Origin of the sequence: Achromobacter anxifer (assembly GCF_903652925.1) — a bacterium.
In the GTDB taxonomy this organism is placed as follows: domain Bacteria; phylum Pseudomonadota; class Gammaproteobacteria; order Burkholderiales; family Burkholderiaceae_B; genus Achromobacter; species Achromobacter anxifer.
Genome location: NZ_CAHLAR010000019.1, coordinates 45,280 through 63,296, shown reverse-complemented (window position 1 = coordinate 63,296; position 18,017 = coordinate 45,280). Strand labels below are relative to the sequence as shown.

Below are 18,017 nucleotides of genomic sequence, written 5' to 3'. Positions count from 1 at the left end.
CATCCCATGGGCATCGTCAAGATCTCCGAGCAGATGCATGAGAACCTACGCGTCGCCAGCGGCGCGCTCAGCCGCTCCATCAATTCCCAGGCCGAACACTGGATGCGCATCGGCATGCTGTCCGAGCTCTATCCCGAGCTGCGCCACGCCGACATCTGCCAGCTGCTGATCCGCATCGAACAGGCGGAAGGCTTCACCATCGCCTCACTCTCCCAGGGACTGCCGCAGGCCGCCCAGCAGGAGGCCGCGTAAATGGCGAAGAAGGTTTCCATCAAGTCCGCCGCCGACATCGAAATGGCCCGCAAGGCCGGCGCCATGGCGGCGGAAGTGCTGCACATGATTGCCGAGCACGTCCGCCCCGGCATCACCACCGATGAGCTGGACCGCATCTGCCACGACTACATCGTCAACGTGCAGAAGGCGATCCCGGCCAACGTCGGCTACCACGGCTTTCCCAAGACCATCTGCGCCTCGGCCAACCACGTGATCTGCCACGGCATCCCGTCGGCCAAGGTGCTGAAGAACGGCGACATCCTCAATATCGACGTGGCCGTGATCAAGGACGGCTGGTTCGGCGACACCAGCCGCATGTACTACGTGGGCCAGCCCAGCCCGCTGGCGCGCCGCCTGGTCAACACCACCTACGAAGCCATGCGCGCCGGCATCATGGCCGTCAAGCCCGGCGCCACGCTGGGCGACATCGGCCACGCCATCCAGACGGTGGCGCACCGTGAACACTTCAGCATCGTGCGCGAATACTGCGGCCACGGCATCGGCCAGATCTACCACGACGACCCGCAGGTGCTGCACTACGGCCGTCCTGGCGAAGGCATGGTGCTGCAGCCCGGCATGATGTTCACCATCGAACCCATGATCAACGCCGGCAAGCCCCAGACCAAACAGCTGCCCGACGGCTGGACCGTGGTCACCAAGGACCGCTCGCTGTCGGCGCAGTGGGAGCACATGGTGGTCGTGACCGAAACCGGCTACGAAGTGCTGACGCCCTGGCCGGACGGCTTCGGCGACTATCCGCCCATCCCCTGACCCGCAAGGCGCGACGCCTTGCCAATGATGGCAAGGAACGGAGTGCAGGCAAGCAAGGGCACGATCATGATCGTGCCCTTGCCGTTTCCGCCGTCCGCGCCCCCATGTCTGTCCTGCCCGTCCTGCCCTCCGCGTTCCGCCGCCTGGCCGCCTCCAACCTGGCCGCCCAATTCTCCGAACAGATGGCGCTGGCGGCCGCGCCGCTGGTCGCGGTGCTGGCGCTGGGCGCCAACGCGGCGCAGACCGGCTATCTGCAAACCGCGCAGACCCTGCCCTTCCTGCTGCTGTCCCTGCCCGCCGGCGTGCTGGCCGACCGGATCTCGCGGCGCGCCCTGATGACCGCCGCCGAATGCGTGCGCGCCGCCAGCCTTCTTGGCCTGCTGGCGCTGCTGGCCATGGGCGGCCTCAACCTGGGCTGGCTGGCCTTGCTGGGATTCCTGGGCGCGGTCGGCACCGTCGCCTACAACGTGGCGGCGCCGGCGCTGGTGCCGCGCCTGGTCGCGCCCGGCGAGCTGGCCAGCGCCAACCGCTGGCTGGAACTGGCGCGCAGCGCGGCGTTCTCGGCCGGCCCTGCCGCCGGCGGCGCGCTGGTCGGCTGGATGGGCGCGCCGTCCGCCTACGTGCTGGCCACCGCCCTGTCGCTGCTGGCGGCGCTGCTGCTGGCCGGCCTGCCCCACGACACGCCCGGACCCGCGCGCCGCCGCCGCGTGCTGGAGGAACTGCGCGAGGGCGCGGCCTTCGTCCTCACCCACCCGCTGCTGCGGCCGGTGCTGGTGACCGCCGTGTTCTTCAACACCGCCTGGTTCGTGCTGCAAGCCATCTACGTCGCCTACGCCATCGAACGGCTGGGCCTGTCGGCCGCGGCGGTCGGCGTCACCCTGGGCGTGTACGGCGGCGGCATGGTGGCCGGCGCCCTGCTCGCGCCCTGGCTGGGCCGCCGCCTGAGCTTCGGCGCCATGATCGCGGCCGGCCCGCTGACCGCCCTGATCGCCAGCGCCATCCTGCTGTCGACCCTGGCCTATCCGTCCGGCATCTGGGCCGCAACGGGCTTCTTCCTGTTCGGCGCCGGTCCCATCTTGTGGACCATCACCACCACCACGCTGCGCCAGGCCGTCACGCCCAACGCCCTGCTGGGCCGCGTCTCGGCGGTAATCCTCACCGCCACCTTCGGCGCCCGGCCGGTGGGCGCGCTGATCGGCGCCGCGCTCGCCGCCCGCGTCGGCGTCGAAGCCTGCCTGTGGGTATCGACGGCCGGCTTCGCCGTGCAATTCGTGGTGCTGTACTCCTCGCCCGTGCTGCGGCTGCGCAGCCAGCCCGAGGCCGGCGCATGCTGAAATTGTTGCACCCGCAAAGCTCATCGAAGGCAGACGCCGCTAAAGCTATTGCACCCACGAAGCGAGTCCAAGACAAACGCCAACTCAAGCTGTTGCGCCCGCGAAGCCAGCCCAAGACAAACGCCAACTCAAGCTGTTGCGCCCGCGAAGCCAGCCCAAGACAAACGCCCGCACAAGCTGTTGCGTCCACGAAACCCGTCCAGGACAAACGCCAGCTCAAGCTGTTGCGCCAGCAAAGCCGCCGATCTGTATCTAGCAGCGCCGCAAGCTCCCCGCTAGACTGCCCGCTCTATCCATCGCGGCGCAAGCAACATGCTGAAAATCCTGGGCAAAGCCTCATCCATCAACGTGCGCAAGGTGCTGTGGGCCTGCGCCGAACTGGACCTGCCGTTCGAACGCGAGGACTGGGGCGCGGGCTTCCAGCCCACCAGCGATCCCGGCTTCCTGGCGCTGAACCCGAACGCGATGGTGCCCGTCATCCAGGACGGCGACTTCGTGCTCTGGGAATCCAACAGCATCATCCGCTACCTGGCCTCGCAATACGGCGGCCAGCGCCTGTACCCCGCCGAGCCGCAACTGCGCGCCCGCGTCGACCAATGGATGGATTGGCAAGCCAGCGACCTGAACCGGTCCTGGAGCTACGCCTTCATGGCCCTGGTACGCGAATCCCCCGCGCACCGCGACCGCGCCGCCATCGAAGCATCCTGCCGCGATTGGGCGCGCTTCATGGGCATCCTGGACCGCCGTCTGGAACAGGCCGGCGGCTATGTCGCCGGCCCTGTCTTCTCGCTTGCCGACATTCCCGTCGGCCTGTCCGTCAACCGCTGGTTCAGCACGCCCTTCGACAAGCCGGACCTGCCCGCCGTCGCCGCCTACTACGACCGATTGGCAGAACGCGCAGGCTACCGGCTGTACGGCCGCAACGGCACGGCCTGACGCGACAACGCGGCTACTTCACCACGCCGCAGACCAGCCGCCCGCCCCCGCCGCCCAGCGGCGCCGGCGTATCGCTGTAGTTGTCGCCACCCACGTGCACCATCAGCGCGCGCCCTTTCACGTCGGCCAGCTTCAGATGCGGCGCCACCACGGCCTTCTTGGCCGTGCCATCGGCCGCGACCACGATAAAGGGCAGATCGCCCTGATGGCCATCTGTCGCCACCGGCCCCTTGTGCGCCTTGGTGTCCTTGGGATCGTAGTGCCCACCCGCCGCCCCGCCAGGCGCCATCTGATTGTTCACCATGCCCGGCGCGCAAGAACCCTTCTCGTGCACATGGAAGCCATGCTCGCCGGGCGGCAGCCCCTTGAGGTTGGGCGTGAGCTGCAACCCGCCCTTGGTGTCCTTGAGCGAGATCGTGCCAGCGCTCTTGCCCACGCCGTCCGCCGACAGGAACGACATCGACACATTTTCGGCCAACGCCGCGCCAGAAGCGCCCGCCAGCACAAGCGCCGTGACCAGCAACGAGATTTTCTTCATGGAGTGCCTCCAAGATACGCGCCCGCGGGCCGCGGACGCCCGGTAGTGCATGGAAGGCAAGGCCGCCGTCCACGCCGAAAAAAACAATAGCATTCGCCCAAGGACGCCTGCCAGCAATCTTCGTTCCTGATACAAACGGACGGTGTGGCGGCGGCGGTGCGACGGCGGTGCGACGGCGGTGCGACGGCGGTGCGGCGGGGATGCGGCGGCGGTGCCGTAGCGATGGCGGTACGGTAGCGGTGCGATGGCGATGATGGGTTACGCGCGTTGGGCAGCGGTTTGCTCCGGAAGGGGTGCTCGCGCTTCACCCATCCTACGAGGATCGCGATTCCGCATATGCCCGTCGATCATCGCCAGTGTTCGCGCTAGCGCACACCGCCCCGACGCACCCAAGCGCGTAGGCCAATGACGGCCGCCCGCGCGGCCGCCATTGGCGGGCCCCGCAAGCCTCTCCACCAAGCACACCTCCAGCAGCGCCCCAACGTGCGGCCTACGAAGCCATACCTGCAAAGCCACGCCTACGAAGCCACATCTACAAAGGCACGCCCAAGAAGCCAAGAAGCCAAGCACCAACCCAATCACCCCCGAACCACCAACACCACAGCATGCAACACCACCCCTATCAACCCACCCACAAGAGTCCCATTGAAACGGATGTATTGCAGATCACGCCCCACGCTCAGTTCAAGCTCATCCACCAGATGCCGCTCATCCCAATTCTTCACCGTGCGTGAAATATGCTCCGTCACCCCGCTACGCAAGCGCCCCGTCAGCCGCCGCGCCCCGCCCAGCACGTGATTGTTGATCGCCTCCCGCAACCCCGGATCCTCGCCCAGCTTGCGCCCCAAGGCCAGCAAGGCGCTCTCCAGATGCCGAGCCAGCGCCGAATCCTCCGATGACAGATCCCGCCGCAGCGCCGCATGGATGTCATCCCACAGCCCCTGCACATACTCCTGCACCTTCGGATGATCGATCGCCCGCTGCTTCAGCGCCTCCACCTGCTCAGCCAAGGCGGGATCGTCCTTCAGCCGCCGGATGTAGTCCTGCACCCAGGCCTCGTAATCGCGCCGCACCGGATGGCCGGGTTCGGACAGCACCTCCCGCAGCTCCTCCACCAGAGCCCGCGCCAGCCGGTCCGCCAGGTTGTCGGCAATGCCGTCCACGGACTTCACCACGTCCACCGCCGCGATGATGCGCGGCCATTCCTTCTTCGCGAACTTCACCAGCAAGCTCGACGCCCGCGCCTTCACGTCCTCGTCGCCCAGATAGCCGCCCAGCCGCTCCAGCGCCGCATCCAGCAGCTCCTGGTGCCGCCCGTCGCGCGTCAGCAGGCCCAGCACCTCGCCCGCCGTGTCCGCCGCGTCCCAGCGCCGCAGGTTCTTCACCACGAACTCCTGGATCACCCCGCGCACCGCGTGGTCGTCCAGCAGATCCAGCGTCTGCAAGGCCACGTTGCGCGCCCCCTCGCTCAAGGCGCGCGCCTGGCGCGGCCGCCCCAGCCAACGCGACAGGCGAGCAGCGGGGTCGAACACCCGCAGCTTCTCCATCAGCGTGTCCGGATCCAGGAAATGGTCGCGCACGAACACCGCCAGGTTGTCCCCGATGCGGTCCTTGTTGCTGGGAATGATGGCGGTGTGCGGAATCGGCAAGCCCATCGGCCGGCGGAACAGGGCCACCACCGCGAACCAGTCGGCCAGCGCGCCCACCGTGGCCGCCTCGCAGAACGCCCGCACCCAGGCCCAGGCGCCCTGCCCGCCCATGACGTGACTGGTGATGAAGCCGCTGACCATCGCCACCAGCAAGGCCAGCGCGGCGATCTTCATGCGCCGCAGCTGCGCGCGGCGCGCGTCGGAAGCCAGGGCGGAATGCGTGGCGGCGGAACGGGGCGTGTCTGTCATGGAGTCTCCGGCTTGGGCAGACCCAGCATAACAACAGCGGCGCGCCGCCGCCCCGCGCGCCTTACCCCAGGCGCGGCAGCAGGTTGAACAGCAGGACCATGATCAGCCCCGCCACCGACACGATGGACTGCACCACCGAGATCGTCTTGGTGGCTTCGCCCATGGTCATGCCGAAGGACTCCTTCACCATCCAGAAGCCCGCATGATTGGCGTAGTTGAAGAACAGCGAACCGCAGCCGATGGACAGCGCCAGCAGCGGCAGGTTCAGGCTGGGATCGGCGCCCGCCAGCGGCGCCAGCAGGCCGGCGGCGCCCACGATGCCGACCGTGGCCGACCCCGTCGACACCGACAGCAGCATGGCGATCAGCCAGCCCAGGGCCAGGGGCGGCAGCGAGAACTGATGCGTCAGGTTGACGATGGCGTCGCCCACCTTGGCGCTGGTCAGCACCTGCTGGAACGCCCCGCCGCCCGCGATGATCAGCATGATGCCGGCGATGGGCTTGAGGCTCTTACCCATCGCTTCGCGCAGTTTCTCCGCGTCGCCGCCGCGCAGCAGCACCAGGGCGAAGGCGGCGAACAGCACGCCCAGCAGCATCGCGACCAGCGGGTCGCCCAGGAAGGCGGCAACATGCATCGCCGCGGAATCCTTGGGCAGCAGCATCTCGGCGCCCGCGTGCACCAGCATCAGCAAGGCGGGCAGCAAGGCCGCCAGCACGCCCAGGCCCACGCCGGGCGCGTTGCGGCCGGCGGCTTCCTCGCGGGTGGTGGTGAACTGTTCCAGCAAGGCCTCGTCCGGCCGCGTCGTCATGCGCCGCGAGATGAAGGCGCCGTACAAGGGGCCGCCCAGGATCATCGCCGGCAGCGCCGCGATGAAGCCGTAGATCATGGTCGGCCCGACCGTGGTCTTCAGGGTCGCGATCGCCGTCAGCGGGCCGGGGTGCGGCGGCACCATGCCGTGCATCGCGGCCAGCGCCGAGATCACCGGCACGCCCACGTACACATAGGCCGAGCCCTTGAAGCGTTCCTGGCTTTCCAGCTTGCGCGCCACGCTGAAGATCAGCGGCAGCATCACCACCAGGCCCACTTCGAAAAACATCGGAATGCCGATGACGAAAGCCACCAGGGTCATGGCCCAGGGAATCATGCGGGGGGAAGTATGGCTGAGAATGGCGTTGGCCAGGCGTTCCGTCGTGCCCGAATCCGCCAGGATCTTGCCCAGCATCGCGCCCAGCGCAATCACCACGCCCACCGCGCCCAGTGTCTTGCCGGCGCCGTTGCTCAGGTTCTTGACGATGGCCACCGGTTCCATGCCGGTGGCGAAGCCCACGCCGATCGAGACGATCAGCAGCGCCAGCAAGGGATGCATGCGGATGCGGGAGACGATGAGGGCGACCAGCACCAGCACGCTGGCCAGGGCGGTAAGTAGCAATTGGATGTCGGATGAGGACATAGACGGGCCTGGAAAGAGAGAGGCGCGGCCCTGCGGCCATACGCCGTGAGGAACCCGGATTTTATTCCGGCCAAGCTGAACGCCGAGTCAGGAACGCGGCGCCGCAACCTGCGGTCCGGACCTAGCCCGCAGCCTCCAGCAATCCCGGCCTGCCTTCATGCGCAGCCTGGGCGCGCTCCAGGATGAATTCGATGATCATCGAGATCGCCCGCGGATGATGCCGGTTCGGCATGTACAGCATGTACATGCCGCGCCCGAAAATGCTCAGCCGCCATTGCGGCAACGCGGCCAACAGATCGCCGCGCGCGATATCGTCATGCACCACATAGTCGGGCACCACGCCCACCCCCAGCCCCGCCCGGATCGCGTCGCGCAGGAACGCATAATTGCGCGAGATCACGGTAGGCTCCAGCACCACGTGCTGCCTCGGCCTGCCGCCGTAGTAGGCCGACAGCCGCAAGGGACGGCCGATGACCGCCGCACTGATGACCGGCGTGCGCGACAGCTCTTCCGGGTGCTGCGGCAGCCCGCGGGCCGCGGCATAGGCCTGCGATGCGCAAGCCACGTAGCGCACCTGGCCCAGCTCGCGCGCCACCAGGTTCTGCGGCGGCTCGGACATGATGCGCACCGCGATGTCGACCTCGTCGCGCAGCAGGTCGTCGACGCTGTTCTCGAACAGCACGTCCAGCACGATGTCCGGATAGGCGCGCTTGAACTCCAGCAGCCAGGGCGTCATCACGAACTGGCCATAGCCGCTGGGCACGCTCAGCCGCACCTTGCCCTGCGGCGTCTTGCCCAGGGTCTCGACCGACTCGCGCGCCGCCGCGAGTTCGTCCTGGATGCTGCGGCCATGCTGATAGAGCTTCAGTCCGATTTCCGTGGGTTCCACGTGCCTCGTGGTGCGTCGCACCAGCTGCATCCCCACCGAACGCTCCAGCTGGTTCAGGTGGTAGCTGACATTGGCGCGCGTCATCTTCAAGCGGCGCGCGGCCTCGCTCAGATTGCCGGCGTCCAGTATCTCCACCAGCAGCGTCAGGGATTTGGTGTCCATCCTGGGGCCTCCTCGCCGCGCAATGCACACCCTGATTGTCAAATTTTTTTGACCTCAATGTCAATTCTCGATGCCATTGTCAAGACTTCTTTACTGAGAAAGAATGAAGCCATAAAAGACGGGCCGTTCTGGCCCGCCCAGGCTTTGCCCTCGGCGCCCCTCTGCCACGGCGCCCGCGGCAAGTCCCAACGGAGACACTGTCCATGACAGACCGCGCAAGCACCGGCGCCGCCAGCGCGCGCCGCTATGAAGACATCCTGGTCGTCACCATCGACCATCCTCCCGTCAATGCCCTGAGCGCCTCGGTGCGCGCGGACCTCGCCGCCGCCATCGACGCCGCGCAGGCGGACCCCCAGGTACGCGCCATCCTGCTCATGGGCGCGGGCAGGAATTTCATCGCGGGGGCCGACATCCGCGAATTCGGCAAGCCGCCCCAGCCGCCCATCCTTCCCGACGTGTGCAACCGGATCGAGGCCAGCGCCAAGCCGGTCATCGCCGTGCTGCACGGCGCCGCCCTGGGCGGCGGACTGGAAGTGGCGCTGGCCGCGCATTACCGCGTCGCGCTGGCCGGCGCCAAGCTGGGCCTGCCTGAGGTCTCCCTGGGCCTGCTGCCCGGCGCCGGCGGCACGCAGCGCGCGCCCCGCCTCATGGGCGCGCAGGCCGCGCTGGACCTGATGCTGTCCGGCAAGCACCTGTCCGCCGGGGCCGCCCTGGCGGCAGGATTGGTGGACGCGCTGTCCAACGACACCGATCCGCTGGACGCCGGCCTGGCCTACACCCGGCAACTGCTGGCCGTGGGCGCGGGTCCGCGCCGCACCCGCGATGCCGGGGCGCTGGCCGACAAGGCCGCCGCCCTGGCGCAAGTCGACGCCACCGCCGTGCAGGTGGAGCGGACCACGCGCGGCCTGTATTCGCCCGCCAGGATCGTCGAAGCGGTACGCGCCGCCATCGAGCAACCCTTCGACGAAGGGCTGCGCACCGAACGCGCCCTGTTCCTGCAGTGCCTGGACAGCCCGCAGCGCGCGGGCCTGGTACACGCCTTCTTCGCGGAACGCGACACCGCCAAAAGCCCCGCATTGCAACAGGCCCGGCCGCGCAGGCTGGAGCGCATCGGCATTGTCGGCGGCGGCACCATGGGCGCGGGCATCGCGGTGTCGGCGCTGGACGCCGGCTTTCCCGTAACCATGGTCGAGCAGGACGAAGCCGCGCTGGAGCGCGGCCGCGCCCGCGTTGCCCAGGTCTACGACCTGCTGGTCGGCAAGGGCCGGATCAGCGCCGAAGAGCGCGACGCCCGCATGGCGCGCTACACCGGCGCGACCCGCTACGAAGCGCTGGACGACGCCGACCTCATCATCGAGGCCGTGTTCGAGGACCTGGCCGTGAAGCAGGCCGTGTTCGCGCAGCTGGACCGCGTCGCCAAGCCCGACGCGGTGCTGGCCACCAATACCTCCTACCTGGACATAAACCTCATCGCGGCCGCCACGCGCGGCCCCGCCGATGTGCTGGGCCTGCACTTCTTCTCGCCCGCCAACATCATGAAGCTGCTGGAAGTCGTCGTGGGCGAACACACCGCGCCCGACACGGTGGCCACGGGCTTCGAACTGGCGCGGCGCCTGCGCAAGATCCCGGTGCGCGCCGGCGTGTGCGACGGCTTCATCGGCAACCGCATCCTGGCCGTGCACCGCCAGGCGGGGGACATGATGATGGAAGACGGCGCCTCGCCCTACGAGATCGACGCCGCGGTGCGCGCCTTCGGCTACCCCATGGGTCCCTACCAGATGGCGGACCTGGCGGGCGGCGACATCGGCTGGGCCACGCGCAAGCGCCGTGCCCCCACCCGCGATCCGGCCCTGCGCTACGTGCAAATCCCGGACCGGCTGTGCGAACGCGGCTGGTTCGGGCAAAAGACCGGCCGCGGCTTCTATCTGTACCCGGACGGCGCGCGCCAGGGCACGCAGGATCCGGAAGTGCTGGCCATCATCGACGCCGAACGCAAGCGCGCCGGCGTCACGCCGCGCGCCTACACGCAAGAGGACATCCAGCGCCGCTACCTGGCCGCCATGATCAACGAGGCGGCCAACGTGCTGCACCAGGGCATCGCCCAGCGCCCTTCCGACATAGACGTGGTGTTCCTGTCCGGCTATGGCTTCCCGCGCCATCGCGGCGGCCCCATGCACTACGCCGACAGCGTGGGGCTGGACCGCGTGCTGGCGGATATCCGCGGCTACGCGCAGGAAGATCCCGCTTTCTGGAAACCCTCTCCGCTGCTCGTGCAGCTGGCCGAATCCGGCCGCAATTTCGCCAGCCTGAACCAGGCCGCCTGACCCGAACCCCAGACAGGAACACGCCATGCGCGAAGCCGTCATCGTCTCCACCGCCCGCACGCCCATCACCAAGGCCGGACGCGGCGAATTCAACCTCATCGCCGGCCCCACGCTGGCCGCGCACGCCGTGCGCGCCGCCGTCGACCGCGCCGGCATCGACCCCGCGCTGATCGAGGACGCCTTCATCGGCTGCGGCTACCCGGAAGGCGCCACCGGCCGCAACATCGGCCGCCAAGCCGTGATCCGCTCCGGCCTGCCGGTCAGCGTCGGCGGCGCCACCGTCAACCGATATTGCGCGTCCGGCCTGCAGGCCATCGCCTCGGCCGCCAGCCGCATCGTCATGGACGGCGCCCCCGCCATGATCGCGGGCGGCGTCGAACTGGTGTCGCAGATCCGCACCCGCGACGACGGCGTCAGCGGCATGGACCCGTGGATCGTGGCGAACAAGCCCGAACTCTACCTGCCCATGATCGAAACCGCCGACATCGTGGCCGCGCGCTACGGCATCAGCCGCGAAGCCCAGGACCGGTTTGCCGCGCAAAGCCAGGCGCGCACCGAGGCCGCGCAGGCCGCGGGACGCTACCGCGAAGAGATCATCCCCGTCACCGCCACCATGTCCGTCACCGACCGCGCCACGGGCGCCGTCAGCGAACGCGAAGTGACCGTGGACCGCGACACCTGCAACCGCCCCGGCACCACCTATGAAGCCCTGGCCTCACTGGCCCCCGTGCGCGGCGCCGGCCAGTTCGTCACGGCGGGCAACGCCTCGCAGCTGTCCGACGGCGCCGCCGCATGCGTGCTGATGGAAGCCGCCGCAGCCCAACGCGCCGGCATCCAGCCGCTGGGCGCCTTCCGCGGCCTGGCGATCGCCGGCTGCGAGCCCGACGAGATGGGCATAGGCCCGGTCTACGCCGTGCCCAAGCTGCTGGCGCGCCACGGCCTCAAGGTGCAGGACATCGACCTCTGGGAACTGAACGAGGCCTTCGCCTCGCAAGCCCTGTACTGCCAGCAAAAGCTCGGCATCCCCATGGACCGCCTGAACGTGGACGGCGGCGCCATCGCCCTGGGCCACCCCTTCGGCGTCACCGGCGCCCGCCTGGCCGGCCATGTGCTGATCGAAGGCCGCCGCCGCGGCGCCCGCTACGCCGTCGTCACCATGTGCGTGGGCGGCGGCATGGGCGCGGCCGGCCTGTTTGAAATCTACTGAGGATCCCCCATGGACCTGGAATTCACCTCCGAAGAAAACGCCTTCCGCGACGAAGTGCGGGCCTTTCTCGCCGCGCAACTGCCCGAACGCCTGTCCGCCCAGGTCACGCAGGGCAAGCTGCTGACGCGCGCCGACATGGTCGAATGGCACGCCATCCTGAACCGGCAAGGCTGGCTGGCCAGCCACTGGCCCGTGGAATACGGCGGCACCGGCTGGAGCACGGTGCAGAAGTACATCTTCGAAAACGAATGCGCGCTGGCCGGCGCCCCGCGCATCGTGCCCTTCGGCCTCAGCATGCTGGGCCCGGTGCTGATCAAGTACGGCAGCGAAGCGCAGCGCCGCCACTGGCTGCCGCGCATCCTGGACGGATCCGACTGGTGGTGTCAGGGCTATTCCGAACCGGGCGCGGGCTCGGACCTGGCCTCGGTCAAGACCACGGCCGTGCGCGACGGCGACAGCTATATCGTCAACGGCCAGAAGACCTGGACCACGCTGGGCCAGTACGCCAACATGATCTTCTGCCTGGTGCGCACCTCGCAGGAAGGCCGGCGCCAGGAAGGCATCAGCTTCCTGCTGATCGACATGGCCACCCCTGGCGTGGAAGTGCGCCCCATCATCACGCTGGACGGCGAACACGAAGTCAACGAGGTGTTCTTCTCCGACGTGCGGGTGCCGGCCGCCAACCTGGTGGGCGAGGAAAACCGCGGCTGGACCTGCGCCAAGTACCTGCTGACCTATGAACGCACCAACATCGCCGGCGTCGGCCAGTCGACGGCGGCGCTGGCCCGGCTGAAGACCGTCGCGGCCAGCCAGCGCAGGAACGGCCGGCCCCTGATCGAGGATCCGGACTTCGCCGCGCGCCTGGCGCGTGTCGAGATCGAACTGGCCAATATGCGCACCACCAACCTGCGCGTGGTGGCGGCGGCGGCGGGCGGCGGCGCGCCCGGGGCTGAGAGCTCCATGCTGAAGATACGCGGCACCCAGATCCGCCAGGAAATCAGCGCGCTGAACCGCCGCGCCATGGGCCCCTATGCCCGGCCCTTCGTGCCCGAGGCGCTACACGACGGTTACGACGCGCCGCCCATCGGCCCCGAAGGCGCCGAGAGCGCCGCGGCGCAGTACTTCAACAATCGCAAGCTGTCGATCTTCGGCGGCTCCAATGAAATCCAGAAGAACATCATCTCAAAGATGATCCTGGGACTGTGAGGGCCGGCCATGAACTTTGAACACACCGAAGACCGGCGCATGCTTTCCGACATGCTGCGCCGCTTTGTCGCCGAACAGAGCGACTTCGCCACACGCGACCGCAACGCCCACTCGGAGCGGGGCTACAGCCTGGAGCTTTGGCAGCGCTACGCCGAGCTGGGCGCCATCGGCGCGCTGTTTTCCGAAGCCGACGGTGGGCTGGGCGGCAGCGGCTTCGACATCTCCGTCGTCTTCGAGGCGCTGGGCCGCGGGCTGGCGCTGGAACCGCTGCTCGACGCCCTGATGGTCGGCAGCGCCATCGCCGCCGCCGGCACGCCGGCCCAGCGCGAAGCGCTGGAAGGCCTGATCGCGGGATCCATCACCGCCGCGCTGGCCCATGCCGAGCCGGATTCCGGCTACGAGCTGGCGCGCGTCGAAACACGCGCCGAGCGCGGCCAGGACGGTTGGACGCTCAACGGCGCCAAGGCCGTGGTCGCGGCGGGCGAACATGCGGACCTGTTCCTGGTATCAGCGCGCAGCGCGGGCGCGGCCGATGACGAAGCCGGCATCAGCCTATTCCTGGTCAGCGCCGGCACGCCCGGGCTGACGGTGCGCGGCTACGGCCTGATCGATGGCGGCCGCGCCGCGGAGCTCACGTTCGATGGCGTGCAGCTGGCGCCGGAAGCGCTGCTGGGCGAAGCCGGCGCGGGCTACCCGCTGCTGGAGCGCGCCGCTGGCCGCGGCATCCTGGCCCTGTGCGCCGAAGCCGTGGGCGCGATGGACTGCGCGCGCGACGCCACCCTGGAATACCTGCGCACGCGGCGCCAGTTCGGCGCGCCCATCGGCAGCTTCCAGGCGTTGCAGCACCGCATGGCCGACGTGCTGCTGGAGATCGAACAGGCGCGCTCGGCGGTGATCAACGCCGCCGCCGCGCTCGACCATCCCGACCGCGCCACCCGCGAACGCGCGCTGTCCGCCGCCAAATTCACCATCGGCCGCATCGGCACGCTGGTGGCTGAGGAAAGCATCCAGCTGCACGGCGGCATCGGCATGACCTGGGAACTGCCGCTGGCGCACTACGCCAAGCGCCTGGTCATGATCGACCACCAGCTGGGTGACGAAGACCATCACTTGCGGCGCTACATCGCGCTGGGCCAGGCCTGAGCGGAGGACCACGCCATGACCCAGGTCCACGCCACCCCGCCTTTGGCGCCCCCGTTGTCGCCCCCCTTCTCGGCCCCGTTCCCCGTGCGCAACGCCGCGGACGTGCAGCGGCTGCAGGCCCGGCCCTTGGCCGAAGCGCTGACGGTGCAAAGCACCTACGAGATCTTCCGCAACTCGGCCGCGGCGTTCGGCGACAAGACCGCGCTGACCTTTCTGCGCAGCGCCGATCCCGGCGATGCCCCGGTACGCTGGAGCTATCGCGAGCTGCTGGCTGGCATCCACCAAACCGCCAACCTGCTGCATGAACTGGGCGTGGGACCGCGGGACGCGGTGGCCGTGCTGCTGCCCGGCTGCCTGGAATACCACCTGGCGCTATGGGGCGGCGAGGCGGCCGGCATCGTGCAGCCGCTGAACCCCTTGCTGACCGACGACAAGCTGGCGTCGCTCATGACCACGGCGCGCGCCAAGGTGCTGATCGCCTACGGGTCCGACGTGGAATGCGGCTCCTGGTCCAAGGCGCTGCGCCTGCTCGAACGCGTGCCCACGCTGCATACCCTGCTGCGCGTGGCGCCGCTGGACGAGCCGCTCTCGGCCCGCCCGGCCTTGCCCGACCAGGCCCTGGACTTCAACGCCGCGCGCGCGGCGCAGCCGGCCGACCGCCTGCTCAGCGGCCGCGAGATCCTGGGCAGCGACGTAGCCGCGTACTTCCACACCGGCGGCACCACGGGCGCGCCCAAGCTCGCCATCCACACGCATGCCAACCAGGTCTTCAGCGCCTGGGCCGCGGTGCAGCTGCAGAACGCCGGCCCGGACGACGTGGTCATCAACGGCTATCCGCTGTTCCATGTGGCGGGTGTGCTGCCGGCCTCGCTCGCGGCCTTGTCGGCGGGCGTGGAGACCGTCATTCCCACCACCCTGCTGCTGCGCAACCGCGACGTGCTGCGCAATTACTGGCGCCTGGTCGAGCACCACCGAGCGACCTCGCTGCAAGGCGTGCCCACCATCCTCGCGGCGCTGGCCGAGGTGCCGCTGGCCGGCGCCGACATCTCGTCGCTGCGCTACTGCCGCACCGGCGCCGCGCCGCTGCCCGCCGAACTGGCGGCGCGATTCAAGCGCCTGTTCGGGCTGCACGTCAATGAAAGCCTGGGCATGACCGAAATGGCCGGCATCTCGACCATTTCTCCGCCTGGCTGCGAATTCCCGGTGGGTTGCGTCGGTTTTCCGCTGCCCTACGTGCAGGTCCGCGTCGTCGCGCTGGACATGCCCGCGGGCCAGCCGGCGCGCGACCTGCACGCTGGCGCGCCCGGCATGGTGCTGTTCAAGGCGCCCAACGTCATCCCGGGTTTTCTGGATCCCGAAGACACGGCGCGCGCCTTCACCGAGGACGGCTGGCTGATCAGCGGCGACGTCGGCTATCTGGACGAGGCCGGCCGCCTGCATCTGCAAGGCCGCGCCAAGGACCTGATCATCCGCAGCGGCCACAACATCGATCCCAAGACCATCGAGGATGCGCTCGCCGCCCACCCGGCGGTGCAGCTCTGCGCCGCTGTCGGCGCGCCCGACGCCTACGCCGGCGAACTGCCCATCGCCTTCGTCACGCTGGCCGAAGGCGCCCAGGTCGACGAGGCCGAACTGCTGGCCTACGCCGCCGAACACGTGGACGAAAGCCCGGCGCGGCCCAAGCGCGTCATCGTGCTGGACAGCATGCCCATGACCAACGTGGGCAAGATCTACAAACCCGATTTGCGCCGCCTGGCCACCGCCGTATCGGTCCAGGCCGTGGTGGCGCGCACCCTGCAGGAAGCCGGCCTGACCGACGACGGCGCGCTGTTCCGCGTACAGGCCGACGCGCAGCCCGAGATCGCCGTACAGGCCGACGTCCGCGCACCAGAGGCGCTGAAAGCGAGCCTGCGCGACGCGTTGGCCCGCTTGCCCGTCAAGGTCGCCCTGCGCGACTGAGCAGTCCCCCACAGACACAACAACACCACAGGAGACAAACCCATGGACCACCAGCCCCTGCGGCGCGCCTGCCTCGGCGCCCTGCTGATTTCTCTGGGCGCCGCCGCCCTGCCGTTCGCCGCCCACGCGCAAGGCGCCTTCCCCACCAAGCCCATCACGGTCATCGTGCCCTTCCCGGCCGGCGGCTCCACCGACCGCCATATGCGCACCGTGGCGCAGGACGCGTCCAAATACCTAGGCCAGCCGGTCATCGTCGAGAACCGGCCCGGCGCCGGCGGCACGCTCGGTCCCGCCACAATGTCCAAGACCGCCAAGCCCGATGGCTACACCATCGCCCTGTACACCCTGGCCATGCTGCGCATGCCCTACATGCAGAAGGTCAACTGGGATCCGATCAACGATTTCAGCTTCATCCTGGGCTTGTCCGGCTACACCTTCGGCTTCACCGTCCGCGCGGATTCCCCGTACAAGACCTTCAACGAATACCTGGACGCGGCGCGCAAGGCGCCCGGCACCATCGACTACGGCTCAACCGGAATAGGCTCGTCGCCGCACCTGCTGATCGAGGAAGTCGCCATCAACGCCAAGGTGAAGCTGAACCACGTGCCCTACAAGGGCAATGCCGACATGCAGCAGGCCCTGCTGGGCGGCCACGTCATGGCGCAAAGCGACGCCACGGGCTGGGATCAGTTCGTGGATTCCGGCAAGATGCGGCTGCTGGTCACCTTCGGTGAAAAGCGCACCACGCGCTGGCCCGACGTGCCCACCGCCCAGGAGCTGGGCTACAAGGTCGTCTCCACCTCGCCCTACGGCCTGGCGGGCCCCAAGGGCATGGATCCTGCAGTCGTGAAGACGCTGCACGACGCCTTCAAGAAGGCGCTGTTCGACTCCGCCAGCATGGACGTCATGAAACAGCTGAACCAAGAACCCGCCTACCGCAACAGCCAGGACTACAAGGAATGGGCCCAGGCCACCTACGCCAAGGAAAAGAGCCTGATCGAGTACCTGGGATTGATGGCGAAGGACTGAGGCAGCGTGCGGCGCCGCCTTCAGCGCAGCGCCGCCACCTCGATTGATCTGGCGCCGCAGGCTTGCACCAGTTCGGGATCGTGGCTGGCAAACAACACCACCCGATCCTGCGCCCAGATCTTGAACTGTTCGGCCAGCACGCCGCGCGCCTGGGCGTCCAGGCCATTGCTGGCCCCGTCCGCGATGATCACGGCCGGATCCCCCAGCGCGGCGGCCGTCAGATAGACCTTGCGCCGCGTGCCCGTGGACATCTGCTCGAAGCGCTTGTCCAGATGCGGCTCCAGCCCCAGCCGGAACGCCAGGTCCAGCACGCTGTCGTCCAGCGGCACATTCTTCTCGGCCGCCACCTGCTGCAACAATCCGCGCCCCGTCTGCGCGGGCAGCGCCATGCAATTGTCGGGCACATAGGCCAGGCGGGACCGGGCTTGCGCCGGCACCTGGGTAAGCGCATATCCGTCGATCCAGACCTCACCCGCATCCGGCGCAATCACGCCCGCGATGATGCCCAGCAGCGTGGACTTGCCGGTGCTGTCTTCTTCGCACAACGCCACGCATCCAGGCGCGAACGTATGAGTAAGCCCCTGGAAGACGAGATGGTCGCCGTAGCGCTTGCCGAGATTGTCGATTCGTAGCATGGCCGGGAGTGTACGCAGGAACGCCGCGCGCGGCCAAATCCTGGCGTGCGTGCAGCAGGCCGATCACTGAAATCAGTGATTTCCGAACGATCCGATTTGCATTACATTACGCCGCGTAATTAATTGTTAATTTCAAGCAAGAATATTTCACACGCGCGCGTACCGCCGCCGGCTGCCTGACAAATCGCCTTGGCTCGCCGGCGTTACGACAAATTGTTGCAGTACCGCAACAACCAAGTCCGTGTTCGCGCCACCTCCAACCC

The 18,017-nt window shown here is 68.5% G+C and carries 15 protein-coding genes; 10 read left to right on the top strand and 5 right to left on the bottom strand.

The annotated features are described in order from the left end of the window. Positions 1-6 precede the first annotated feature (6 nt). The 4 genes from HWY37_RS33190 (at position 7) to HWY37_RS33175 (ending at position 3,314) form a co-directional block, all read left to right on the top strand. Positions 7-252, top strand: coding sequence for a ParD-like family protein (locus HWY37_RS33190; protein ID WP_175211812.1), 246 nt, complete (start codon positions 7-9; stop codon positions 250-252). Further along, on the top strand, positions 253-1,044 hold the full coding sequence (gene map, locus HWY37_RS33185; RefSeq protein WP_175211813.1) for a type I methionyl aminopeptidase: 792 nt from the start codon (positions 253-255) through the stop codon (positions 1,042-1,044). Positions 1,045-1,157: 113 nt separating this feature from the next. Continuing rightward, complete coding sequence (locus HWY37_RS33180) at positions 1,158-2,378, top strand: MFS transporter (RefSeq protein ID WP_176090799.1); 1,221 nt, start codon at positions 1,158-1,160, stop codon at positions 2,376-2,378. Between the two features lie 312 nt (positions 2,379-2,690). Then, on the top strand, positions 2,691-3,314 hold the full coding sequence (locus HWY37_RS33175; protein WP_176090791.1) for a glutathione S-transferase family protein: 624 nt from the start codon (positions 2,691-2,693) through the stop codon (positions 3,312-3,314). A gap of 13 nt (positions 3,315-3,327) precedes the next feature. Here the strand turns inward: HWY37_RS33175 and sodC are convergent, their stop codons facing one another. The 4 genes from sodC to HWY37_RS33155 all read right to left on the bottom strand — a co-directional run bounded on the left by sodC (position 3,328) and on the right by HWY37_RS33155 (position 8,251). Continuing rightward, entirely contained in the window at positions 3,328-3,852 is a 525-nt protein-coding gene (gene sodC, locus HWY37_RS33170) for a superoxide dismutase family protein (protein ID WP_175209466.1), read from the bottom strand. A 578-nt stretch (positions 3,853-4,430) separates the two neighbouring features. Next, positions 4,431-5,750 (bottom strand): DUF445 domain-containing protein, encoded by a 1,320-nt coding sequence (locus HWY37_RS33165; RefSeq protein ID WP_175209467.1) that lies wholly within the window; start codon positions 5,748-5,750, stop codon positions 4,431-4,433. Between the two features lie 61 nt (positions 5,751-5,811). Beyond that, entirely contained in the window at positions 5,812-7,200 is a 1,389-nt protein-coding gene (locus HWY37_RS33160) for a GntP family permease (protein ID WP_175209468.1), read from the bottom strand. A 121-nt stretch (positions 7,201-7,321) separates the two neighbouring features. Beyond that, entirely contained in the window at positions 7,322-8,251 is a 930-nt protein-coding gene (locus HWY37_RS33155; protein ID WP_176090790.1) for a LysR family transcriptional regulator, read from the bottom strand. Positions 8,252-8,454: 203 nt separating this feature from the next. Here HWY37_RS33155 and HWY37_RS33150 point away from each other — a divergent pair, with 203 nt between their 5' ends. The 6 genes from HWY37_RS33150 to HWY37_RS33125 are packed head-to-tail and all read left to right on the top strand — an operon-like array spanning position 8,455 to position 17,119. Next, on the top strand, positions 8,455-10,575 hold the full coding sequence (locus HWY37_RS33150) for a 3-hydroxyacyl-CoA dehydrogenase NAD-binding domain-containing protein (protein WP_176090789.1): 2,121 nt from the start codon (positions 8,455-8,457) through the stop codon (positions 10,573-10,575). A 25-nt stretch (positions 10,576-10,600) separates the two neighbouring features. After that, positions 10,601-11,782 carry an acetyl-CoA C-acyltransferase gene (locus HWY37_RS33145; RefSeq protein WP_176090788.1) on the top strand — a complete coding sequence of 394 codons (1,182 nt, stop codon included), beginning with the start codon at positions 10,601-10,603 and terminating at the stop codon, positions 11,780-11,782. Between the two features lie 9 nt (positions 11,783-11,791). Further along, positions 11,792-12,988 carry an acyl-CoA dehydrogenase family protein gene (locus tag HWY37_RS33140; protein ID WP_176090787.1) on the top strand — a complete coding sequence of 399 codons (1,197 nt, stop codon included), beginning with the start codon at positions 11,792-11,794 and terminating at the stop codon, positions 12,986-12,988. A gap of 9 nt (positions 12,989-12,997) precedes the next feature. Beyond that, a complete protein-coding gene (locus HWY37_RS33135) occupies positions 12,998-14,131 on the top strand; it encodes an acyl-CoA dehydrogenase family protein (RefSeq protein ID WP_175209473.1) in 1,134 nt (377 codons plus the stop codon). Between the two features lie 15 nt (positions 14,132-14,146). Next, positions 14,147-16,090: an acyl-CoA synthetase gene (locus HWY37_RS33130; protein ID WP_176090786.1), complete on the top strand. Its 1,944-nt coding sequence runs from the start codon at positions 14,147-14,149 to the stop codon at positions 16,088-16,090. Between the two features lie 42 nt (positions 16,091-16,132). Next, positions 16,133-17,119, top strand: coding sequence for a tripartite tricarboxylate transporter substrate binding protein (locus tag HWY37_RS33125; RefSeq protein ID WP_176090785.1), 987 nt, complete (start codon positions 16,133-16,135; stop codon positions 17,117-17,119). A 20-nt stretch (positions 17,120-17,139) separates the two neighbouring features. On the opposite strand, the gene HWY37_RS33120 is transcribed toward HWY37_RS33125, so the two are convergent. Further along, positions 17,140-17,754 carry an ABC transporter ATP-binding protein gene (locus HWY37_RS33120; protein ID WP_176090784.1) on the bottom strand — a complete coding sequence of 205 codons (615 nt, stop codon included), beginning with the start codon at positions 17,752-17,754 and terminating at the stop codon, positions 17,140-17,142. Positions 17,755-18,017 lie beyond the last annotated feature (263 nt).